The sequence below is a fragment of the Thioalkalivibrio sp. ALE16 genome (assembly GCF_000381305.1).
In the GTDB taxonomy this organism is placed as follows: domain Bacteria; phylum Pseudomonadota; class Gammaproteobacteria; order Ectothiorhodospirales; family Ectothiorhodospiraceae; genus Thioalkalivibrio.
The window spans coordinates 324,973-347,196 of sequence record NZ_KB906354.1; the positions used below are offsets into that span (position 1 = coordinate 324,973).

The 22,224-nt window shown below is 67.2% G+C and carries 15 protein-coding genes; 7 read left to right on the forward strand and 8 right to left on the reverse strand.

Annotated features, from left to right (window positions below):
* Positions 1–365: 365 nt before the first annotated feature.
* The 5 genes from F627_RS0101595 to F627_RS0101620 all read right to left on the reverse strand — a co-directional run bounded on the left by F627_RS0101595 (position 366) and on the right by F627_RS0101620 (position 10,509).
* Entirely contained in the window at positions 366–4,505 is a 4,140-nt protein-coding gene (locus F627_RS0101595) for a translocation/assembly module TamB domain-containing protein (protein ID WP_026331993.1), read from the reverse strand.
* Positions 4,506–4,513: 8 nt separating this feature from the next.
* Entirely contained in the window at positions 4,514–6,337 is a 1,824-nt protein-coding gene (locus F627_RS0101600; RefSeq protein WP_042835142.1) for an autotransporter assembly complex family protein, read from the reverse strand.
* Between the two features lie 62 nt (positions 6,338–6,399).
* A complete protein-coding gene (locus F627_RS0101605; protein ID WP_042835143.1) occupies positions 6,400–7,509 on the reverse strand; it encodes an ABC transporter ATP-binding protein in 1,110 nt (369 codons plus the stop codon).
* Positions 7,510–7,520: 11 nt separating this feature from the next.
* Positions 7,521–9,287, reverse strand: coding sequence for an iron ABC transporter permease (locus F627_RS0101610; RefSeq protein WP_038032636.1), 1,767 nt, complete (start codon positions 9,285–9,287; stop codon positions 7,521–7,523).
* A 184-nt stretch (positions 9,288–9,471) separates the two neighbouring features.
* The gene (locus tag F627_RS0101620; protein WP_019583073.1) at positions 9,472–10,509 is read right to left on the reverse strand and encodes a Fe(3+) ABC transporter substrate-binding protein; all 1,038 of its coding nucleotides are present in this window, start codon (positions 10,507–10,509) and stop codon (positions 9,472–9,474) included.
* Positions 10,510–10,661: 152 nt separating this feature from the next.
* Between F627_RS0101620 and glnE the strand changes: the two genes are divergently transcribed.
* The 3 genes from glnE to F627_RS0101635 are packed head-to-tail and all read left to right on the forward strand — an operon-like array spanning position 10,662 to position 14,783.
* Positions 10,662–13,589: a bifunctional [glutamate--ammonia ligase]-adenylyl-L-tyrosine phosphorylase/[glutamate--ammonia-ligase] adenylyltransferase gene (glnE, locus tag F627_RS0101625; RefSeq protein WP_019583074.1), complete on the forward strand. Its 2,928-nt coding sequence runs from the start codon at positions 10,662–10,664 to the stop codon at positions 13,587–13,589.
* Positions 13,590–13,601: 12 nt separating this feature from the next.
* Positions 13,602–14,522 carry a branched-chain amino acid transaminase gene (locus tag F627_RS0101630; protein WP_018881686.1) on the forward strand — a complete coding sequence of 307 codons (921 nt, stop codon included), beginning with the start codon at positions 13,602–13,604 and terminating at the stop codon, positions 14,520–14,522.
* 39 nt (positions 14,523–14,561) lie between these two features.
* On the forward strand, positions 14,562–14,783 hold the full coding sequence (locus tag F627_RS0101635) for a zinc-finger domain-containing protein (protein ID WP_019583075.1): 222 nt from the start codon (positions 14,562–14,564) through the stop codon (positions 14,781–14,783).
* A gap of 48 nt (positions 14,784–14,831) precedes the next feature.
* On the opposite strand, the gene F627_RS0101640 is transcribed toward F627_RS0101635, so the two are convergent.
* Positions 14,832–15,656 carry a hypothetical protein gene (locus F627_RS0101640; protein ID WP_231370123.1) on the reverse strand — a complete coding sequence of 275 codons (825 nt, stop codon included), beginning with the start codon at positions 15,654–15,656 and terminating at the stop codon, positions 14,832–14,834.
* Between the two features lie 198 nt (positions 15,657–15,854).
* Here F627_RS0101640 and F627_RS0101645 point away from each other — a divergent pair, with 198 nt between their 5' ends.
* The gene (locus F627_RS0101645; protein WP_026331994.1) at positions 15,855–17,147 is read left to right on the forward strand and encodes an O-antigen ligase; all 1,293 of its coding nucleotides are present in this window, start codon (positions 15,855–15,857) and stop codon (positions 17,145–17,147) included.
* Here F627_RS0101645 and F627_RS0101650 read toward each other — a convergent pair.
* Positions 17,123–18,232: a glycosyltransferase family 4 protein gene (locus F627_RS0101650; RefSeq protein WP_019583078.1), complete on the reverse strand. Its 1,110-nt coding sequence runs from the start codon at positions 18,230–18,232 to the stop codon at positions 17,123–17,125. The genes F627_RS0101645 and F627_RS0101650 overlap by 25 nt on opposite strands.
* 115 nt (positions 18,233–18,347) lie before the next feature.
* Between F627_RS0101650 and F627_RS0101655 the strand changes: the two genes are divergently transcribed.
* The 3 genes from F627_RS0101655 (at position 18,348) to F627_RS0101665 (ending at position 21,281) form a co-directional block, all read left to right on the forward strand.
* Positions 18,348–19,019, forward strand: coding sequence for a 2OG-Fe(II) oxygenase (locus tag F627_RS0101655; protein ID WP_019583079.1), 672 nt, complete (start codon positions 18,348–18,350; stop codon positions 19,017–19,019).
* A 72-nt stretch (positions 19,020–19,091) separates the two neighbouring features.
* A complete protein-coding gene (locus tag F627_RS0101660; protein ID WP_231370124.1) occupies positions 19,092–20,174 on the forward strand; it encodes a glycosyltransferase in 1,083 nt (360 codons plus the stop codon).
* Between the two features lie 144 nt (positions 20,175–20,318).
* Complete coding sequence (locus tag F627_RS0101665; protein ID WP_026331995.1) at positions 20,319–21,281, forward strand: mitochondrial fission ELM1 family protein; 963 nt, start codon at positions 20,319–20,321, stop codon at positions 21,279–21,281.
* 13 nt (positions 21,282–21,294) lie between these two features.
* Here the strand turns inward: F627_RS0101665 and lpxL are convergent, their stop codons facing one another.
* Positions 21,295–22,224: an LpxL/LpxP family Kdo(2)-lipid IV(A) lauroyl/palmitoleoyl acyltransferase gene (gene lpxL / locus F627_RS0101670; RefSeq protein WP_255349507.1), complete on the reverse strand. Its 930-nt coding sequence runs from the start codon at positions 22,222–22,224 to the stop codon at positions 21,295–21,297.

Consider the following 22,224-nt stretch of genomic DNA (forward strand, 5'->3'; position numbering starts at 1 on the left):
TCGCACGCAAAAGCGACTCGAGCGCGAGTGTGTACATTGATCAGTGTTTCCCTAGCAGCGCGCGGTTGTGATGCCCGCTGCGAAAGTCGCCCACCGAACGTACCGATCGACATCGCCGCGTTGGCCTCGCTCAGGTAAGAGCCGGACCGATCGCCACGTCGCTGCGCTCCTCGCGATGACCGGCGGTTGAGATGGTGCCGTCGCACGGCATCAGGGTGGCGTTATATTCTCGCCTCGTTCATCCCCTGCGCGAGGCCCATCCCCCGGAAGCTCTCCTTGGCCGCGTGTTGCAACCGGAAAACGGTCTTCTTCGTCCCTTCGTGCGCTTCGTGGTGAAAAAACGGGTTTACAGGCCGCAGCGTCTCCTAGCGTTCGATGCGGTAGATCAGGTCGACGGACTGTTCCGTGGTGCCGGAGGCGGTTTCCACGCTCAGGTTGCGGGTCAGTTCATAGCGCAGCAGGACCTTCGAGGTGTTGTCGAACAACCCGATGGAGTAGCGCAGCAGGAGCCTTGGCGAGAGGTACAGACCCAGCGTCAGCGCGCTCTCGTCCAGCCCGCCCTCGGTATCCAGTTCCACCTCGTCCAGGCCCAGTTCGCGGCCGATGCGCTCGGTGATCACCGCGCCCTGTTCCAGGCCGTAGGCCGCCGCGGCGGCGGCGATCATGTTGCCGTCCGATTGTGACGCGCCCGACAGGGGCCGCCCGGTCAGCAGGAACGCCATCGCCTCGGTCTCGTCCATCGGTGGGTCGGAGATGACCCGCGAGCGCAGGTTGTCCGGCGTACCCCGGACCTCCAGGCCGACCGTCACGTTGTACTCGCGCACGGTGCGCATCGCGCGCAGGTCCAGTTCCGGGTTCTCCGCCGGCCCCTGGAAGACGAGGCTGCCGCGTTCCACCCGCAGGTCCTGGCCGTAGTCGCTGTACTGGCCCTCGGGGATGGTGATCTCGCCGAAGAGCTGGGTGGGCTGCCCGGTGATCTCCTCGACATCCACCTCGCCGGCGAAGCGCGCGGTCAGGCCGAAGCCGTCGAAGCGCACGTCGTCGCCCAGCCGGATCCGGATCCGGATGTCGGTCTTCAGCCCCTGGGCCTCCTGGATCTCCTCGCCGAGGATGATCTCGTCGCCGGAGACCCGGATCGCGCCCGGCGGCAGGTCCGGCGGGCGGATGCGCGCCCAGGGCAGGAACACCTCGCCGCGCACGCGAATGCCGTCGGCGGGGGTGAAGACCAGCTGCAGGTCCGGTGTGATGCGGGCCTCCGCGTCCACCCGATTGACCACCAGGAAGTCCGTGCCGGCCAGATTCAGTTCGGCGCGCGGGCCGTCGCCCCCGAGATCGACCCGGCCGTCGAGGTCGATGCCGCCATCGCCCGACTCCAGCCGCCCGGCGAGCGTCAGCTCCTCGGCCGACACCACGCGGGCTGTGATCTCGGGGATCACGACGTCGATACCCGCCTCCGGGATCAGCACGCCCCCGTCGCGGAAGGCCACCTCACCCTCCACCAGCGGTGCGTCGAGGCGGCCACCAAAGTCCAGGCGGGCGTCCAGCGACCCTCTCAGGCGCTGGATCTCGGGGCTCAGGGCGGCCAGCCAGGCCAGGTCCTCGAGCCGCGCGACAAAGTCACCGTCCAGGCGCAGGTCCTCGCCGTCCGGGCGCAGGCGGATGTCGCTGCGGGCGGTTCCGCCCTCCAGGAAGTCGAGGCGCAGGGCGGCGTCCACGTCGCGGTCGCGTATCCGGGCGGTCAGGCGCCCATCGCGATAGGGGACCTCTTCGAGATCCCCGTCCTCGTCCCGCACGATCAGGTGGCCGTCGGTCGGGGTCACGGCCAGGTCGGCCGCCAGGGTGCCGTCGGGGTCGAGGCGGCCGCTGGCGTCGGCGTTCAACTCGCCGGCGATGGCCAGTTCCGGCGGCAGGAAGGGTTCCAGCCACGCCAGGTCCAGGGCCCGGATGTCGGCATCGAATTCCGCCCCTGCGGTGGCGCTCCAGCGGGCCTCGGTACACAGGCGTGCGTCGTCCCGAGCCAGGCACAGGCGCCCCAGCCGCGCCTGCTCGGGCCCGCCCTCCAGCGCGACCGGCTCGGCCAGGTGCCAGGCCCCGGCGGCGGGCTGGTCCAGGTCCAGTCGTGCGAGCTGTCCGCGCCAGTGCAGGGTCTCGGGGTCCAGGCCGCCGCGCAGCGCCAGTTCCAGCGAACCCAGGTCTGCCGCATCTGCGGCGAGGGTGACGCGGTGTTCATCCACGCGGCCGGAGGCGTCCAGCCGCAAAGACTCCACCCGCGTACCGTCGCCCGGTTCGAGCCCGCTGAGGCGCAGCTCGATCTCGGCGGGTGCGGCCACCTCGAGGCCCGCATCGGCCTGCAATTCCAGCCGTTCCAGGGTGATGTCCGCCAGTCGCAGGCCGGCGCCGCTGCCGCGCGCCGCGACGCGCGGACGCTCGGGGTCCCCCGTGATGTGCGCATCCAGTTCCAGTCGGCCGCCAAGGTCGGGCCAGGCCCGGTCCAGCTCCGGTGCATCCAGTTGCAGTTCGAAGTCGAGGGCGTCGGTCCACTCGCCGCGGGCGCTCAGCGTGTTGCGCCCCAGTGCCAGGTCCAGGCGGTCCACGCGCAGGTGTTCGCCCTCCAGCGCGAGGTCCGCCTGACCGGAAACGGGCTGTTCGCGCAGGCGGCCCTCCAGGCGCTGCAGTCGGGCCTGGAGGCGCGGGCGGCCGTCGGCGTCCAGGTGTCCCTTGCTGGTCAGGGCCAGCGCGAGCTGACCGGGGAGTTCGGCGGCCACCAGCGACGGGTCCAGCCCCTCGCCGTCCAGCGCGAGATCCCACGCCAGGCCTTCGGACCAGTCGAGGTCGCCGCTCAGGGCCAGCCGGGCACCTGTGTCGGCAGCGAGCTGCAGTCGTTCGATCTGGCCGCCGGTCTCGCTCAGCGCGACCCGGGCGTCACCCGTGATGTCGATCCCGCGCAGGCCGGCCTGCAGCGGGGCCAGCTCGAGCTGCGCGGCCAGCCCGCCGCTGGCGGGGACGTAGTCGCCGTCCAGTGCCACGCGCAGTTGTTCGATGCGGCCGTCCAGCTCCGGGTGCAGGCGTGCCAGTTCCGGGGCCGCGAGGTCCAGCCCGAGGTCGAAGGCGATGCGGTGATCGGGATCGGTCAGGTCGCCGGCCAGGCCCGTGGCCGCACCCGCCAGATCCAGCCGCGCGAGGTCGCGGATGGCCAGGCGGGTGTCCTCGATGCCGGCCTCGCCGTCGGCCACCCACGCGTTCAGGCGCCCGCTGATCGGGTGATCCTCGAAATGTCCTTCCAGTTCGGTGACGCTCGCGCGTGCCTCGAGGGCGGCCAGGGGCGGGGCGTTGGTCCCCAGCGGCAGGTGACCCTGCAGCTGCGCCTTGAGATGCTCGATCCCGGCATCCACTTCCAGGCCCAGCGGCGCCGGCGTCAGTTGACGGGCCTCCAGGGCCAGATCCCAGTCCAGGGCGTCGTCGAAGCGGACCGGGCCGGACAGGGCGATCCGACCGGCTTCGGAAGCGATCTCGAGACCTTCAAGCTGCAGCGATTCGAGGTCTCCCCGTGCACGGGTGCTCACGGCGATGCGCGGCCAGGGTGCGAGGGTGGCGGCCGTGTCGATCTCCAGGGCCCAGGCCTCCGGTGTGCCGTGCACCTCAAGGCGCCCGGCCTCCATGTCGACGTGCTGTTCCGGATCGATGTGGTAGGCGAAGGGCTGCCACTGCGCGGTCAGTTCCAGCTCTGGCGTGGCGAACAGTTCGCGGGCGCTGGCATGCAGGCTCAGCTCGATGCCGGCGCGCAGGTCATGGTCCACCTGTACGCGTTCCCGCAGGGCCCCGGTGACCCGCAGCTCGCCGTGTGCCTCGTCGGTTCCCAGGCCCTCGGCGACGTCCGCGGGTAGCGGCGCCTGCCACTGGCCGCGTAGCTCCAGTGGATAATCCCCGTCGGTCTCGATCTGCCCGGTCAGCCGGGCACGGATCTCCGGCATGTCCAGTTCCAGCGCCTGCAGCTCGATCCGCGAATCGCGCGCCAGGGCGCCGCCGGTCAGGCGGGTGATGGTGGCCAGTGGTTCGCCGGCCTGAAGGATCTCCAGATCCTCGACGCGCAGCTGGCCCAGGCGCACGGCCAGCGGCAGCCGGATGGATTCGGGCAGCGCGAAGGGTTCATCGTCGGAGGCCGCCTCGGGGTCGGGCGGCGGGAGATCGACGCGCATGCCCGTGGCGGCCAGCACCCGGATGTTCAGTTCCCCGAGCAGGAGGCTGCGGGCACTGACGCCGATGCGGCCCGCGGGCAGATCGATCTCCGGGCCATCGGGGAGCGCCAGGTACAGGCCGTGCAGCCGCAGTTCGGTAAACAGCGTTCCCTCGACCCGGTCGATGCGCAGCTCGACCGGGACCAGGCGCTCGCCCTGGGCGGCCAGCCAGCGGGTACCGGATTCGGTGGCGAGCAGGGCGCCGAGGGTCCCCAGCAGGATGATCACCAGGGTCAGGAGCGTGGACAGCCCCCACAGGCTGGCGCGCAGAACGGGCTTCACAGGTCCGGCCCCATGGAGAAGTGGATGCGGAAGTCGTCTTCCGAATCCGGGCCGTGGGCCAGGTCCACGCGGATGGGACCGACCGGGGAGCGCCAGCGCACGCCGATCCCGACCCCGTAGACCGGGTCGAATTCGTCCCACTCGTTGACCACGTTGCCGGCGTCCACGAAGGCCGCGGCGCTCCAGTTGCCGACGACCGGGTAGTCGTACTCCAGGCTTCCAACCACCTTGTGGCGCCCGCCGATCACATCGCCGTCCTCGTTGCGCGGGCCCACGCGCTGGTAGCCGTAGCCGCGGATGCTGGCGTCACCGCCGGCGTAGAAGCGCAGGGAGCTGGGGAGCTCCTGCACCGCGTCGACCTCGGTGAAACCGGCGTCCGCGCGCGCCAGTACCCGTCCGGGGCCGAGGCCGCGCACGATCTTGCCGCTGGCCAGTACCTGCGCAAACGAGGTACTGGACAGGATCTCCTCGCGCGCGCCCTGCACGGTGGCCTCGAAGCGGTAGCCGCGCCGCGGGGTCATCGGATCGTCCGCATCCATGCGGCTGATGCGGTAGGACGGGATCAGCAGCTGGCTGCGGCCGCTGTCGTCCTCGCCGGCGGTGTAGTCCTCGTATTCGTAGCGCAGCCCCTCGGTGGTCTGCCAGCCACTGCGGCGCTGCAGGATACGGTTGGCCCCGATCTGGAAGCGGTCGGATTCCTGGGTGTCCGTCTTTTCCGTGCGGTAGGTGGTGAACAGGTTCAGGCGTTCACGCAGCGGGTCGCGCAGCGGGATCTCGTAGTTGTAGCCGATGCCGGATCGCACCGGGGACGCCTCGATCTCGGCCTGGTAGCGGTGGCCCCGGGTGTTGGCGTAGCGATGTTCGTAGCGCAGGCGGATGCGCGGTCCGATATCGGTGGAGTAGCCGATGCCGGCCTCGTAGCTGTGGCGTTTGCGTGGTTCCAGCTCCGCGAGGATCGGGACTTCCAGCCCGTCCGCCGCATCGCGCTGCGGGCGCACGCGGACGCCGCCGAAGTAGCCGCTGTCGTTCAGGTTGCGTTGCAGTGCGATGATCTGCGCCGAGCTGTACGGGTCGCCGGCCTCGAAGGGCACCATGCGCTGGACGAAGTCGTCGGCGAGGATGTCCTGGTCGATACGGACCTGGCCCATGCGGTAGCGATCCCCGGTCTCCATGTGCAGGCGGATGGTGGCGGCGCGCGCGTCGCGGTCTACCTCGAGGCGCCGGGTGTGGAGATCGGCGTCGAAGTAGCCGCGATCGGCGGCGATCCGCGTCATGCGGTTACGCAGGGCCTCGTAGCGGTCGTGGCGCAGGGTGTCACCCACGCGGATCTCGGTCTGGCTGCGCACGGCCTCGAAGCCCAGGTCGTCGGCCCCCTCGCCAGTGATCTGGATATCGATCCGCTCGACCGTGGTGGGTGGCCCGGGGTCCAGGGTGATACGGACGTCCCAGCAGTCCTCGCCGCGCTCGAAGTCCAGCTCCAGCTCGGCGTCGTAGAAGCCGATGGCGCGCAGGGCGTTGCGGGCGCGTTCCTCGGTGTCGCGCAGGACCCGGCGTTCGCGAAACCCCGGCAGGTCGCAGGGGTGCCGCGCCAGGTTGATGCTGTTGCGGATGTTCTCGCGCTGGGCGTCGGTTCCGCCCTCGATCTGCAGACCCGGGGTGGCGCCGTTCTCGGCGCCGGCCGGGCTTGTCAGACCCGCAAGCGCCAGCATTACCAGTGCGACCCCGCCGACGCGCGACAGGGCTAACCGGCGAATGAACAGGGCGCGGAGACGGGTCATGGAACGATGATAGCGGTTGCGAAGCGGGGCGCGTGTGAGGATCGGAACGCGCCAACTCACGCGAGTTCCCGCCCGACCGGCCGTTGCATTACGCCGGCGGCGGATCAGGTCGCCGGGCAGTCCACCCCGCTGCCCCGCGAGAACACCACCAGGTGGGTGAAATCGAGACGCAGGCGTACGTGTTCGCCGATCACGAAGTTGTCGTGGGACGGGGCCATGCACAGCACGCTGAGCCCGTCCGGGAGGCGCAGGGTGTAGAGGAAGTCCGCTCCGCGGAAGGCCTTGTCGAGGATCTCGGTGCGGATGGTGCCGGCCTCGTTGTCGATCGCGATGTCGTCCGGGCGGACCAGGACATCCACGGCCGTGCCGGGCGGCAGTTGCTCCGATAGGGTGCCCTCGATCTCGCCGAAGGCGGTATCCACCACATGCTCGGCGCAGACCATGCCGGGGATCAGCGTGCCCTCGCCGACGAAGTCGGCGACGAAGCGATCCGCCGGGCGGTGGTAGAGGTTGTAGGCGGTATCCCACTGGGCCACGCGGCCCTGGTGGATGACCGCGATGCGGTCGGCGAAGGCGAAGGCCTCGTGCTGGTCATGGGTGACCAGGATGGCGGTGGTGTTCTCCGCGCGCAGGATACGCCGCACTTCGCGTGCGAGCTCGCCGCGCAGCTCCACGTCCATGCTGGAGAAGGGCTCGTCCAGCAACAGCAGTTTGGGCCGCGGGGCCAGGGCCCGGGCCAGCGCGATGCGCTGCTGCTGGCCGCCGGACAGGGCATGCGGGAAGGACTCGCCATAGCCCGACAGGCCCACCAGCTTGAGCAGCGAGCGGATGCGCTCGTCGCGATCCTCGCGGCCCCAGTGGCGAATGCCGAAGGCGATGTTGTCGGCCACGCTCAAGTGCGGGAACAGGGCGAAGTCCTGGAACACCATGCCGACCCCGCGCTTCTCCGGCGGCACCGTGCCCCGGGCGTCGCTGACGCTGCGCCCGTCCAGCTGGATGCTGCCGGCCATCAGCGGCTCGAACCCGGCGATGGCGCGCAGGAGCGTGGTCTTGCCGCAGCCGGAGGGGCCCAGCAGGCAGCCGATCTGGCCCTTGGACAGGGCCAGCGATACCTGGTGGACCACGGCGGTGCCGTCGTAGCCGATGTCGACCTGATCGAGGGCGATCAGCGGCGTGTGAGGCACCTGCAGGCTGGTGTCGATGGGCTGGGTCATGGCGGGCTGGGTCATGGGGAATTCGTCGTGCCTGCGGGCATGGCGAGGGGTTTCTGCGGCGGCTGTTCGTCCGCCGCGCGGGTCGGGCCCTGCTGGCCGGGGCGCGAGCGGCCGATGGTCACGGACAGCAGGATAACGGGAACCAGGCCCACCAGCACGATCGCCAGTGCGGCGGAGGAGGATTCGGCCAGGCGTTCGTCGCCGGCCAGCTCGAAGGCGCGCACCGCGAGGGTGTTGAAGTCGAACGGGCGCAGGATCAGCGTGGCGGGCAGCTCCTTGAGCACGTCGACGAACACCAGCAGCAGCGCGGTCAGCAGGGTGCCGCGCATGATCGGCAGGTGCACCCGCGTCAGGGTCTGCAGGGGGCGCATCCCGAGCGAGCGGGCGGCGTCATCCATGCTCGGCTGGATCTTGCCCAGCCCCGCCTCGACCGTCTGCAGCGAGACCGCCAGGAAGCGCACGGTGTAGGCGAACAGCAGGGCGAAGACGGTACCCGACAGCAGCAATCCGGTGGACAGCCCGAAGGTGTCGCGCATGAAGCCGTCCAGGGCGTTGTCGAACGCGGCGAACGGGATCATCACCCCGATCGCGATCACGATGCCGGGCACCGCATAGCCCATCCCGGCGACGCGTACGGCGGCGTTCGTGAAACGACCGCCTTCCATGCGCCGGGCATAGGCAAGGAGCAGGGCCAGGGCGACGGCGATCACGGCAGCCGCGATCGCCAGCCAGAAGCTGTTGAACACCAGGCGCCCGAAGGCCGGGTTCATCCAGTGATCGGTGGTCTGCACGGTCCACAGGCCGAGCTGGAGGGCCGGCAGCAGGAAGCCCAGCAGCACCGGCAGCAGGCAGCCGACGAAGGCCGCGGCGCCCTTCCAGCCGCGCAGTTGATAGCGCGGCAGGGTGGAATAGCGGCGGCTGGTGTGATGGAAGCGTGCCCGGGCCCGGGACCAGCGTTCCAGTACGATCAGGACGAAGACGAAGGTCAGCAGCACGGCCGACAGCTGGGCGGCGGCGGCCGGGTCGCCCAGGCCGTACCAGGTGCGGAAGATCCCGGTGGTGAAGGTGCTGACGCCGAAGTAGGCGACCGTGCCGTAGTCGGCCAGGACCTCCATCAGGGCGAGGGTCAGTCCGGCGATGATGGCCGGGCGCGCGAGCGGCAGGGCGACCCGGCGAAAACCGCCGAACGGGCCGGCGCCCAGGGTGCGGGAGACCTCCAGCACGCACACCGACTGTTCCAGGAAGGCGGCCCGGCTGAGCAGGTAGACATAGGGGTACAGCACCAGTGTGAGCATGGCCATGGCGCCGCCGAGCGAGCGAATCTCGGGGAACCAGTATTCGCCGTAGCCCAGGCCGGTCAGGTCGCGGATCAGCACCTGGACCGGGCCGCTGAAATCCAGCATGCCGGTATAGGTATAGGCAATGATGTAGGCCGGCATGGCCAGCGGCAGCATCAGCGCCCACTGGAAGATACCGCGCCCGGGGAAGTCGCAGACGCTGACCAGCCAGGCCACCGGCACCCCGATCAGCAGGACCCCGATGCCAACCCCGATCAGCAGCGCCAGGGAATTGAACACGTAATCCGCGAGGACGGTCTCGCGCAGATGGGTCCAGACCTCCCCGGCGGGGATGAATACGTGCCCGAAGATGACCAGGATCGGCAGGGCGAGGGTCAGCGCCACGACGAGGGCGATCGCCGTCCACGGGCTCGACGGCAGGCGCCGGCGGGTCGCGTGGGGTGCCGCTGGGGCGGCCGTGCTGGTCGTCTGTGCGCTCATGGAGTGCGAATAGTAAAGGTTCTTGTTTCGAATACCACTATGGCCGCTTCAGGACTAGCGGATTGACGCCGGCGCGATGGCGGGTTCCCTTCATCCGGGGGTTCTGTGTGCGCGCTCCGTGGTGCAAACAAAACGCCCCCGGAGGGCCGGGGGCGAGTGGGGTGCATGGTGTGATGGTTCAGGCTCAGCGCCAGCGGGCCCGATCCATCACGCGCACGGCCTCGGCGTTGTGGTTGCCCAGCCGGTAGAGCTCGATGTTGTCGGCCTTGAAGTCGCCGAATCCCTGAAGGATCTCGCTCGCCGGGACGTCGTCGCGGATCGGGTACTCCTGGTTGACCTCGGCGTACCACTCCTGGGCCTCGGTGGCGGAGAGGAACTCCAGCAGGCGGATCGCGTTGTCCCGGTTCGGGGCGTGCGCGGTGACACCGGCGCCGCTGATGTTGACGTGCGTGCCGCGGCCGTCCTGGTTGGGCCAGAAGACGCCGATCTGTTCGGCGACTTCGCGGTCACGCCCTTCGCCGTCCAGCATCAGGCCCAGGTAGTAGGTGTTGGCGATCGCGATGTCGCAGACCCCGTCGGCCACCGCGCGGATCTGGTCGCGATCCCCGCCCTGCGGCTGGCGCGCCATGTTGGCGACGATTCCGTTGGCCCACTCCTGGGCGGCGTCGGTGCCCTCGGTCGCGATCATCGCGGCCACCAGCGACTGGTTGTAGACGTTGCTGGAGGAACGGATGCAGATGCGGCCTTCCCATTGGCTATCGGTCAGGGCCTCGTAGGTCGACAGCTCGGACGGGTCGACGCGATCCTTGTGATAAAGGATCGGGCGGGCCCGCGAGGACAGGCCGAACCACAGCCCGTCGGGGTCGCGATAACGTTCGGGGATGTTCTCGTGCAGCACCTCGGACTCGATTCCCTGCAGCACGCCGGCCTCGCGGGCCTGATGCAGGCGCGCCGCATCTACGGTGATGAAGAGATCGGCCGGGGAGTTGCGGCCCTCGTGGCGCAGGCGCTGCAGCAGGCTGTCCGCACCGCCGGTCACCAGGTTGACCTGAATGCCCGTCTGATCGGTGAAGTCGTCGAGCAGTGGCTTGATCAGGTTTTCCTGGCGCGCCGAATAGAGGTTGACCTCGTCCTGATCGGCGGGGCTGCAGCCGACCAGCGGCATGCTGACGGCGATGGCCGCGGCGGTGCCGATCAGCCAGGCAAGTGGACGAAGCGTCATGGTGCGGTTCCTCATTGAAGAATGGTCAGGTGTTGGTATCTAGTAGACGAGAACGATTGTTATTTGTGTTCTCATCCCGTGTCAATACCCATTGGGTCGGCGGCGCGCTGGGCCGGGCACCCAATCGGGTGCAACGCTGATAGGCTTGGCACATGGACAAGCCTCTGCCCGAATCCCCCGCGTCCCTGCCCGTGTCGTTGCAGCAGGAGGTTCGCGACCTGCTGGCCGAGCTGGATGAGAAATGCGCCTGGCCGGATACCTTCCTCGCGGCGACGCCCGTGGCGCTGGCCTTCAGCCATTACCTGGCGCAGACGGTGCGCCAGCACCCGGAATACCTGCTCGAGGCCCTGGACCCGGAGGGCCGGGTGGCGGCCTGCGACGATGCCGCTTTCGAACGCACCCTCCAGGCGCGACTGGAAGGTGCCACCGACGAGGCCGCGCTGCGGCATGTGCTGCGCGAGACCCGGCATCGCGAGATGATCCGCGTGGCCTGGCGCGATCTGTCGGGCCAGGCAGACCTCGACGAGGTGATGCGCGACCTGAGCCGGCTGGCCCGATCCCTGATCGAGGGCGGGCTGCAGTGGCTGGACCGGCACTTGCAGGAGCGTTACGGCCAGCCCCGCGGGCCGGCGGGCGAGGCCCAGTCCATGGTGGTCCTGGGGCTGGGCAAGCTGGGGGGCGGCGAGCTCAATTTCTCCTCCGACATCGATCTGATCTTCGCCTTCGAGGAGGCGGGCGAGACCGATGGCGAACGGGTGATCGAGAACCAGGCGTTTTTCCAGCGCTTGGGGCGGCAGTTGATCGCGGTGCTGTCGGATGTGACCGCGGATGGCTTCTGCTATCGCGTGGACATGCGCCTGCGCCCCTTCGGCGATTCCGGCCCGCTGGTGATGCACTTCGACGCCATGGAGGACTACTACCAGGCGCACGGACGCGAGTGGGAGCGCTATGCCCTGATCAAGGCGAGCCCGCTGGCGGGCGACCCCGAGGCCGGCGCGCGGCTGATGCGGCGGCTGCGCCCGTTCATCTATCGGCGTTATCTGGACTACGGCACCCTCGCCAACCTGCGCGAGCTGAAGCAGATGATCAACGACGAGTCGGCGCGGCGCGGCCGGTTCGAGGATGTGAAGCACGGCGAGGGCGGGATTCGCGAGATCGAGTTCATCGCGCAGTCGTTCCAGCTGATCCGGGGCGGACGCGACCAGGCGCTGCAGCGTCGCGACCTGCTGGGCGTGATGGGGGTGCTGCGCGAGCGCGAGCTCCTGCCGGCCTACGCGGTCGAGCAGCTGGAGCGTTCCTATCGCTTCCTGCGCCGCGTGGAGAATCGCCTGCAGATGCTGAATGATCAGCAGACGCACCGCCTGCCCTCCAACGGGGATGACCGCCACCGCCTGGCGCTGTCGCTGGGTTTCGACGACGAGGCCGCGTTCGAGATGGCGCTGCTGCGCGAGCAGCGGCGGGTGCATGCCCACTTCGAGCAGGTCTTCAGCGCCCCGCAGCGCGCGGACGGGGCGGCCATGGAGGCCTCGCCGGAGGCGGATCGCGAGCAGCAGCTGAATCGTCTCTGGCAGGGGGCGCTCCCGGAGGATGATGCCCGCGCGGTACTGGAGGCGATGGACTTCCAGCATGCGGACGAGGCCCTGCGCGGCATCGCCGATCTACGCGAGAGCCCGGGCGTGCGTGCGATGAGCGTGACCGGGCGCCAGCGGCTGGACCGCCTGATGCCGCTGCTGATCGGGGCCATCGCGGAGATGGAGGCCCCGGATGCGGTGCTGCCCCGGGCCCTGCAGATGGTGCGCACCATCGCCCGGCGTTCGGTCTACCTGTCGCTGCTGGTGGAAAACCCGCTGGCGCTGTCCCAGCTGGTGAAGCTGGTGGCCGCCAGCCCGTGGATCAACGAACAGCTGACCCGGCATCCAGTGCTGCTGGACGAGCTGCTGGATCCGCGTGCGCTCTACGCACCGCCGGATCGCGACGGGCTGCGCGAGGAGCTGGAGGCCGAACTGGCGCAGTTTCCCGAGCAGGACCACGAACAGATGCTGGACCGCCTGCGGCAGTTCAAGCAGGTGCAGACGCTGCGCGTGGCGGCCGCCGACATCATGGGCTTCCTGCCGCTGATGAAGGTCTCCGATCACCTGACCTGGCTTGCCGAGGTCCTGCTGGAGCGGGTGCTGCAACTGGCGTGGGAGAAGATGGTCGAGCGCCACGGCGAGCCGCAGTGCGGGGCGTCGGACGCGCGGCGGGTGGCGCGCTTCGCGGTGATCGGCTACGGCAAGCTGGGCGGCTTCGAGCTGGGCTATGGTTCGGATCTGGACGTGGTGTTCCTGCACGACAGTGAAGGGGACGAAGCGCAGACGGCGGGCCCGAAGGTGATCGACAACACCGAGTTCTTCGCGCGGGTGGCCCAGCGGGTGGTGCACCTGCTGGGGGCCTTTACCCCGGCGGGCCGCCTGTACGAGGTGGATACCCGGCTGCGGCCCAGTGGCACGGCGGGGTTGCTGGTCAGTGGCCTGCAGGCGTTCCGGCGCTACCAGGACGAGTCCGCCTGGACCTGGGAACACCAGGCGCTGGTGCGGGCCCGCTTCGTGACCGGGGATGCCGAGCTGGGCGAGCGCTTTCACGCCCTGCGCCGCGAGGTCCTGACCCGCGAGCGCGACGCCGGGGCGCTGCGGGCCGAGGTCGTCGAGATGCGCGATCGCATGCTGGCGGAACACGCCTCGAAGAAGGGCCAGGGCTTCCATCTCAAGCGCGACCGTGGCGGTATCACTGATATTGAATTCATGGTTCAATACTGGGTTTTGGTATCCGCGCACGAGCACCCCGCCGTCTGCGACTGGCCGGACAAGATCCGCACGCTGGAGGCGCTCGGGCGCGAGGGTGTGATCGACGCGAGCCTGAGCGCGGCGCTGGCGGATGCCTACCGGGATCTGCGCAATCGCATCCACCGCCTCACGCTGGCGGGGTCGGATGCCCGAGTCGAGGCGCCCGACGACGCGCTCTGCGCCGTGCGCGATCGCGTGATCGAAGCCTGGAATGACCTGTTCGGCGAGCCGCAAGCGGCCGCGAACCAGAACGCATAGAGGAACAAGATAATGTCGATGGCCGACCGCGACGGGGTGATCTGGCTGGACGGGCAGATGGTGCCCTGGCGCGAGGCGCAGACCCACGTACTGACCCACACCCTGCACTACGGCATGGGGGTGTTCGAGGGCGTGCGCGCCTACAAGACTGCGCGGGGCCCGGCGATCTTCCGCCTGCAGGATCACACCCGACGGCTGTTTAACTCGGCCAAGATCGTCGGGATGACCATCCCCTACACCGCCGAGGCGCTGAACGAGGCGCAGATCGCGTCCGTGCGGGACAACGGGCTGGAAAGCGCCTACCTGCGGCCGATGTGTTTTCTCGGCTCCGAGGGCATGGGGCTGCGCGCCGACAACCTGCTGGTGCACGCGATGGTCGCGGCCTGGCACTGGGGCAGCTACCTGGGCGACGAGGGGATCGAGAAGGGAATCCGCATCCGCACCTCTTCCTACAGCCGCCACCACGTGAACGTGACCATGTGCAAGGCCAAGGCCAACGGCAATTACATGAACTCCATGATGGCCCTGCAGGAGGCCACCCGCTGCGGCTACGACGAGGCCATGCTGCTGGATACCGAGGGCTTCGTGGCCGAGGGCAGTGGCGAGAACATCTTCATCGTGCACGACGGCGTGCTGTTTACCCCGGACCTGACCTCCGCGCTGGACGGCATCACCCGCCGCACGGTGATCGAACTGGCGCGTGAGGAGGGGTTGGAGGTCATTGAGAAGCGCATCACCCGCGACGAGGTGTACATTGCCGACGAGGCCTTCTTCACTGGCACCGCCGCCGAGGTGACCCCGATCCGCGAGGTCGACGATCGCCCGATCGGCACCGGCACCCGCGGCCCGATCACCCAGCGCCTGCAGTCACGCTACTTCGACGTGGTGCAGGGGCGCGACAGCCGCCACGAGGGCTGGCTGACCTTCGTCTGAGGCGCCCGAATTTTCCGTCAACCGGAAGCGAGAAGAATCATGGTGAATCCCGATACCGCCCACCATCAGGACCAGTACCAGACACCGAACGCGCAGACCGAGATCACGGTCACGCGCAAGGACCTGCCGCTGCACTGCCCCACGCCCAAGATGGCCCTGTGGGCCTCGCACCCGCGTGTCTTCCTCCCGATCGACGAGACCCCGGACGGCCGCTACCAGTGCCCCTACTGCGGCACCCAGTTCATCCTCAAGGACGAGTGACGAGCGGGCCGACGCCGCTCGCCGGTGGCGGCGGGTAATCGGTTGGGCCTAGTTCGTGGCTTCGGCCTCCTCCTCCGCGAGGGCTTCTTCGGCCCGCGCCCAGTAGGTTTCAATCCAGGGTGCGGGGCGAATCTGCTTATACAGCCTTTTGCGCCAGCGTTTCTCCGGCCATTTTCCTTCGAGGGCATCCGGTGGGTTGGGTGAGCCCGGGAATGCGACCACGCGGGCGCCCTCGGGTATTGTCGGCGTACGCCAGAGACGGGCGGGCCAGGCTGGAACGCAATGCACTTTGAACAGTGCGCACCACTCATCCGGCCAGAATCGCAATGAGTCGATCTCGCGGCTGATGAAGGTTTGCTCGTTGCGGTATTGCTCGCGGAAGTGGTCGAAGTCGCCGAGCAGGCGTTCCAGCAGGTAGCCGTGCACGCCCATGCGGAATCGAAACACGGAGGTGTTGCCGATTCCTTTCCCGGGTTGGGTCCAGTTCTGCATGACGACGAAGGGATGCTCGGGTTCGAACTCGAAGAATGAGTCCAGGCAGTCCGTGACGACCACGTCCAGATCCAGGAAGAGCCAGTCGCCCTCCAGCCCGGAGAGCGAGGCTGGATCGAGGTAGAGCGTCATCTTGCGCCAGCCGGTGTTGCACCAGGGTTCCGGAAGATCGATCTCCGGACAGGGATGCGATTCGATTTCCGGTCGCAGGCCCGTCGCGTCGTCCGTGAGGCATACGAACCGAAGAGGCCCCGATGTTTGGCGTCGAACGGCAGCGTACAGCCGGTTCACGTACTCCGGACCGTAAAGCGAACCCCATTTCATGCAGATAACTTGTTTGCGGCGGACTCCGTGGGCAGGTGTTTGCGCGCTCTGTTCCATGGCGGTTCTTCCTCTTCGATTGCGTTGAAGAGCCAGGGCCAGCCTGACCTTCCGGAGTGCCTGCAACGACCACTGTTGGGCGGCTGGATTGTCGCCCAAAGTAGGGCTGCTGTCAGGTCGAATCCGACGCAGCTCACCCCGCAGGTCGCCTCGGTCCGGTAATATTCCGCGCTGATTGGACGATTGTCGGAGTTGAGGATGGTTCCGAACGGGGGTGTCAGAGGGAGATCTGTCGGCCACCAGGGCTACTGGCTGGTGATGGGGATGGCCGCGCTCGCCTTGTTTGTGCTGCCGTTTGGCACAGGGGTTTTTCTTCCTCTGGCGCTGCTTGCCCTGGGGGGGCTCGCTCTTGTGGCCTTTCGCTTGCCTGCGCTGTGGTCCGAGGTCTGGATCAGGTGGGTATTGTTGCTCTTGCTCGCATTATGGCTTCCCCAGTTACTGGCGTTGATCGTGGCGGTGGACTTTGATCGCGCTCTGCGTACAGCCCTGACCTACCCGCTCTTTACGGCGGCAATACTTCCCTTGCTCTGGTTCGCCCGGCATCGCGATGTAGCGACGCCGTTGCTCTATGGAGTCCTCGCGCTGGCCGTTTTCTGGTCGCTGGACGGGATCTTTCAGTTTGTCACCGGCGCGAACGTATTGGGGTACCCGTACAACGGACGCCGTATTGACGGGCTGTTTCATCCGAACATGCGGTTAGGCATCGTGCTGGCGCATTTCCTGCCGTTTGTTCTGGAGGCGTCGCGGCGCCTGACCTATACCAATCGGCTGGCGGCCCTGCTGCCTCTGATCGTGATCGTCGCGATACTCCTCTCGGGTTCCCGGGCGGCCATGATGGCGACCTTGATCGTATTGTTCGTCTACGGTCTCTTCCTCGTCGGGTATTACCAGCTGCGTATGCGTACGGTGAGCGCGTTCCTGAGCATCCTCGTACTGGGGATTGTCGTGGCGCTGTGGGCGTCGCCCGAGACTCGGGATCGTCTGGCGGTCGTCTCGAAGGCCTCTGAGCTCAGCATCGAAGCCATCGATGAGGCGACGGCGAAGCGCGGGACGATCTGGCTTGCTTCCTGGCGCGTGGCGATGGACGAGCCGATCCTGGGTGTGGGGGTGCGCGGTGTTGAGCCTGTGGCCGAAGCCCGCGGCTATACGGATATGGCCTTTGCCCACATCCATTTGTATTTCCTCGATGTGTTAGTTTCGACCGGGATCGTCGGGCTGGTGGCCTACATGGGGATGTTGCTGGCGATCCTCCTGGCATTGTGGCGACGCGCGAGGAGAAGCGAGCGAGACCTTCTTCCACTCTACGTCGTTGGAGGCGTGGCGATCTTCGTGGCACTGAATCCAGTCAATGTCCACTGGACGATCTACAGTTCCTACACGACAGCGGTGTTGTGGCTGGTGGTCGCGCTCGCGCTGGCGCCTCTGGTGCGAGGGGAGGCGGCGGCCCGCCAGGGCCGACCAGCCGGTCAGCGGCCGGCGAGTGCCTCGTAGAGATCGATCGTCCGGCGGCGCATGGTGTCCAGGTCCCACGCGTGGGGCCATCGAGGTGTCGGGGCATCTCCTCCCGCCCAGTCGGCAAGACGCTCAATCGCGGTCGAGGTTTGTCCAGGGGGTATGCGCCCTTCGGGCAGCAGTTCTGTGAGTTGTTCGCCAACGCCGCCGTGATCATAACCGAGCACAGGGCGCCCCAGGCTGAGCGCCTCCAGGGTGGTGCGCCCGAAAGACTCGGGTTGGGTGGAGAGTGATAACACCACATCCGAAACCGCCAGGATTTCGCGTAGATCGGAACGCTGGCCCGTGAAGGTCACACGGGGCTCAAGTCCGAGTTGCGAGATGCGGCCTTCCAGTTCGCGATGATAGGTCTGCTTGCGCGGATCGGTGCCGCCTACCATCAGCAAGTGTGCAGGGATACCCAGCTGTAGCAGGCCCTGCAGTATGTCCAGGGCGTCGAAGTGCCCCTTCAGTCGGGTAATGCGGCCCGGAAGCGTGAGGATGTACCGCCCCTGAAGCTGCGGGAAGGCGGTTTGCCACTGGGTGACCCAGGAAGTTGAGGGCTGGAAATCGGGTTTATAGTCGCGTGTGTCGATTCCGCGATGGATCACTTCAATGCGCTCATGATCAAGCCGTGGATATTGAGCGATCAAAAATTCTCTGAGGGTCTCGGATACTGTCACGACCCGTTCGCCCCGGGTGAGGATCTCGCTGTAGCGGTTAACGGAATTGAATCCGTGCACCGAAGTCACCAGCCGGGGGCGGGTGACTGCGGGCATCCGCGACCAGGCCCGCCAGACGACCCAGGCCGGCATGCGCGAGCGAACATCAATCACGTCCACGCGTTGTTGTTGCAGAAAACGGCGTAGTGGGCGCACCAGCCGGAAGGTCCAGGGGGACTTCTCCCCGATTGACCAGGCGAAGTGCTCGCTGCCGCGGGACTCGAGTTCGGTCACCATGCGGCCGCCTGCCGAGATCACCAGAGAGCGATGCCCGTTTTCGACCAGGGCCTGCGCGACCTCGAGGGTGCCGCGTTCCACGCCGCCGGATTCCAGGGCGGGCACGATCTGAAGGACGGTAGCCATGGCGCACGCGGGTGGAGAAAAACCGTGAGTCTATCAGGCGGCCGAGGGATGGGTGCGGTTGGGCGTCTCTTCCGAAGGGCATACAATGATCCCAGTGGAACCTCAGGTGTCTTGAATGATTTCAGCGGTCGAAGTGGCAGAGCAGGTTGAAGCGTCGTTGCGCGGGGCGCCGTCCGAGGGGTATCCGTATCGGCGGTGGTATCCGCAGGCGGTGCTGCCCGAGGCGGCGGCGCGAGCGGTGGAGGCACTGCCGTTCGAAGCGCCGGCGATCGGCGATACCGAGGGCAAGCGCGAGACGCACAACAGCTCCCGCCGCTTCTTCGACGCCGAGAATCGGAAGGCCTTCGAGGTCTGCGAGAGCGTTGCGGCGGCCTTCGAGAGTCCGCAGGTGCTGGATGCGATCTTTGATGTGTGCGGCGTGGACGTGAGCGGCAATTACCTGCGCATCGAGCACTGCCTGGATACCGAGGGTTTCTGGCTGGCACCGCACACGGACCTGGGTGTAAAGAAATTCACCATGCTGCTGTACCTGTCCACCGATCCTGGTTACGAGGCCTGGGGCACGGACGTTTATGTGGACGCGGACACGCACTACGAGACGGCGCCCGGCACGTACAACAGTGCATTGGTATTCGTGCCGGCGGACAACACCTGGCACGGCTACCACCTTCGTCCCCTGAAAGGCGTGCGCCGCTCTCTGATCATCAACTACGTGACCGCAGAGTGGCGCAACCGCCACGAACTGGCTTCGCCGGATACTCCCGTTCAGCGGGGTGTACCAGCTTGATCGCTTTTTAAGACTGGATGGCTCAAGGCGGCGATTTCTTCTACGTCGACGCCTGTCTTGTTGGGGGCGCCGATGAAGATCGCTCAGATTATGCTGAGTCAGGGGTTCGGTGGAGCGGAACGCTACTACGTGGACCTTTGCCGCGCTTTCGCCGATCGCGGCTATTCCGTGCTGGCTGTCTGCAGGCACGGATCGGTCGCCCATGGCGAATTGACGAAGCACGCGGCTATCGCCGCCGAACCCGTTCGTGTTCTGGGAGCCTGGGACCCACTGGCCCGGCGAGTGATTCGGCGGGTGGTCGGCCGCTTCGGGCCGGATCTGGTGCATACCCATATGGCTCGGGGTGCCTGGCTGGGCGGAAATGCGGCACGGGAGCTGGGCCTTCCTGTCGTCACGAAGCTTCACAACTATGTAAAACTCAAGTATTACCGACACATCGACTGGTTCAACGTGACCACCTGCAGCCAGCGTGACTACCTCCTGAGCCATGGGATCGAACCGGACCGCATTCGGGTGATTCCGAACTTCTCGTCGTTTCCACCAAAGGATTGTGTAGAAGGTAAGACGGATTCTCGGCTAAAGGTTTGGGCAAGTTTTGGGCGTTTTGTACACAAAAAGGGGTTTGACCTGCTATTGCGGGCCTTTGCCTGTTTGCTCACCGAGTATCCCGACGCACGATTAGTGCTGGCTGGAGACGGCGAAGAGGCAGAACGGCTCAAAGCGCTGGCTCTGGATCTGGGTATCGAAGGGTCTGTCGAGTTCCCGGGGTGGGTGACAGACATCAGGGGCTTTCTTGAACAGGCGGATGTCTTCGTACTGCCATCTCGTGATGAGCCATTCGGCATTGCCATCCTGGAGGCTATGGCATGCGGTGTCCCGATCGTCTCGACGAAAACGAAGGGGCCGCTCGAGATTCTCGGTGAACCGTATGCCTTTATGTGTGAAGTCGACAGCATGGAAGATCTGTTGCGGGCAATGCGTAGTGCAGCTGGGTCGCCGGCTGACTCCAGGGAACGTGCCCAGTCTGCACTGGTCCGGTACCGCGAGAGCTATTTCGAGGGGGTCGTGCTGCCGCGAGTTGTCGATCTGTACGCCGATATGCTGGCGGCTGCGAGTGTTGGGCAGGATGGTGGCGAAGAGCTCTCGAGTCCTTGAAGCGTATTCGGCTTGCGGGGTCGCGCGGCGATAGCGGTTCTTGCCCGCGTTGGGAGGCTGACTTGGGAAAGCCGAAGGCGGGATCAAGGGATGAGTGCCAAAAGAGGGATCGATGCTGCCTGATTCGCTTCAGAGTCTTACGCTATGACTGACGTGCCGCATTGCTGGACTCTGACGACCGGCGAGGCCGGGATGACCAGTCAGGTCCGTGGGCTGGCCGAGGCTGTTGGGCTGCCCTATGAACACAAGACGGTGGGGCTGCGCGCGCCCTGGCGCTGGATGCGCGGCTCCTTTGCCCCCGGCGTGTTGCGAGGATTGACTGCCGATAGCGATTCCCTGGCGCCACCCTGGCCGCGCCTGCTGATCTCTTGCGGGCGGCGGAGCGCCACGGTTGCCGTCGCCCTCAAGCGCGCCAGTCGTGGCGCCATCATGACTGTGCATGTGCAGGACCCGCAGATCTCTCCGCGCCATTTCGACTGGGTGGTGCCGCCGCGTCACGATGGGCTGGCCGGCCCCAACGTGATTGCGACGCGTGGCGCCCTGCACCGGGTGACGATCGAGCGGCTGGAGTCGGCGCGCGCGGATCTGGGGGGCGCCTGGGCGGCGTTTCCCCGGCCCTGGGTCGCGGTGCTGATCGGGGGTGCTACCCAGCGCGGTGATCTGGGGCAGGAACGACTGGATGCCCTGATCCGTGACCTGCGTTCGGCCGCAGAAGCCTCCGGGGGAAGTGTGCTGGTCACGCCCTCGCGGCGGACGGGCGCGGCCAGCACGCGACGACTGGTCGAGGGGTTGGCGGATGTTCCCGGGTTTGTCTGGGACGGGCAGGGCGAGAACCCCTTTATGGCAATGCTGGCAACAGCCGACCATATCGTGGTCAGTGCCGATTCCGTGTCCATGGTCTCGGAGGCGGCGGCGACCGGTGTCCCCGTATACACGGTGGCCCTGGGGCCGCTCGGCCGTCGCCTGCAGGCCTTTCACTCTGCCCTGGAGGCGGAAGGCGTGACCCGACCGTTTACCGGGGCGCTCGATCAGTGGTCCTACGCGCCGGTGAATGACACGCCGAAAGTGGCTGCGCATATCCGCCGCGAATTGGATCTGGAAGACTGATCGCGCGCGAGCCTCAGCCCGCGTAAGGATCGGGCATGCCCGCGCGCTTCTTGAAGCGCTTGTGGGTCCAGAAGTACTGGCCCGGGGCGTCCATCACGGCTTCTTCGATGATGTGGTTGATGCGCAGGGTGTCGGCGTAGGCGTCCTCGGTGGGGAAGTCTTCCACCGGGGGGTGGATGGTCACGACATAGTGGCCGTCTTCCCGGCGGTAGCCGAAAAAGGGCAGGACCGGGGCGCCGCTGACCCGGGCGATGCGATGGGTGGCCGTTTGCGTGTTGGCGGGTTCGCCGAAGAACGGGACCAGTTCGGTCTGGCGCCCGCTGGTGGCCTGGTCGGGCGCGTACCACACGGGCATGTTGTTGCGCAGGGTGCGTAGCAGTCCCTTGACGTCGTCGCGTGCGATCACGCCTGCCGTGTGGCGGTCGCGATTCACCTTGAAAAGGTGGTTGATCAGCGGGCGTTCGCTGGGCCGGTACATCGCGGCAAAGCGGCGGTGCAGGCCCAGCAGGCGCCCGCAAAGCTCGAGTGTGGTGAAATGGGCGCTCACCAGCAGGGCACCCTTGCCCTGTTCCAGCGCCTTGTCCAGATGCTCCAGTCCGTGGATTGTGTAATGCCCCTTGAGTTGCGTGTCGCGTCCCCACCAGGCCATGGCCATCTCCAGGATCCCCATGCCGGCCGCCTCGAAGTGCTCGCGCAGCCACTGTTCGCGCTGTTCGCCGGACTGGTCGGGAAAGCACAGTTCGAGGTTGGTGCGGGCGATCGCACGGCGCTCGCGGCCGAAACGGTAGAACAGTCGCCCGATGCCGCGGCCGAGCGCCTGCTGCCAGCGGATGGGCAGCTGGATGACCAGCCGTGCCAGGCCGATGACCGCCCACATGGGCCAGGTGGCGGGACCGCGGGGTGGGCGCTCGGTCGCGCTCGATGGTTCGGGCCGTGCCGTCAC

Bases quoted from the DNA above. Each gene is read 5' to 3' on its own strand.
- F627_RS0101630 (WP_018881686.1), top strand. From the start codon at position 13,602: ATGTCGATGGCCGACCGCGACGGGGTGATCTGGCTGGACGGGCAGATG.
- F627_RS0101645 (WP_026331994.1), top strand. From the start codon at position 15,855: ATGGTTCCGAACGGGGGTGTCAGAGGGAGATCTGTCGGCCACCAGGGC.
- F627_RS0101655 (WP_019583079.1), top strand. From the start codon at position 18,348: ATGATTTCAGCGGTCGAAGTGGCAGAGCAGGTTGAAGCGTCGTTGCGC.
- F627_RS0101620 (WP_019583073.1), bottom strand. From the start codon at position 10,509: ATGACGCTTCGTCCACTTGCCTGGCTGATCGGCACCGCCGCGGCCATC.
- F627_RS0101660 (WP_231370124.1), top strand. From the start codon at position 19,092: ATGAAGATCGCTCAGATTATGCTGAGTCAGGGGTTCGGTGGAGCGGAA.
- F627_RS0101665 (WP_026331995.1), top strand. From the start codon at position 20,319: ATGACTGACGTGCCGCATTGCTGGACTCTGACGACCGGCGAGGCCGGG.
- F627_RS0101640 (WP_231370123.1), bottom strand. From the start codon at position 15,656: ATGGAACAGAGCGCGCAAACACCTGCCCACGGAGTCCGCCGCAAACAA.
- F627_RS0101635 (WP_019583075.1), top strand. From the start codon at position 14,562: ATGGTGAATCCCGATACCGCCCACCATCAGGACCAGTACCAGACACCG.
- F627_RS0101605 (WP_042835143.1), bottom strand. From the start codon at position 7,509: ATGACCCAGCCCATCGACACCAGCCTGCAGGTGCCTCACACGCCGCTG.
- F627_RS0101650 (WP_019583078.1), bottom strand. From the start codon at position 18,232: ATGGCTACCGTCCTTCAGATCGTGCCCGCCCTGGAATCCGGCGGCGTG.
- glnE (WP_019583074.1), top strand. From the start codon at position 10,662: ATGGACAAGCCTCTGCCCGAATCCCCCGCGTCCCTGCCCGTGTCGTTG.
- F627_RS0101610 (WP_038032636.1), bottom strand. From the start codon at position 9,287: ATGAGCGCACAGACGACCAGCACGGCCGCCCCAGCGGCACCCCACGCG.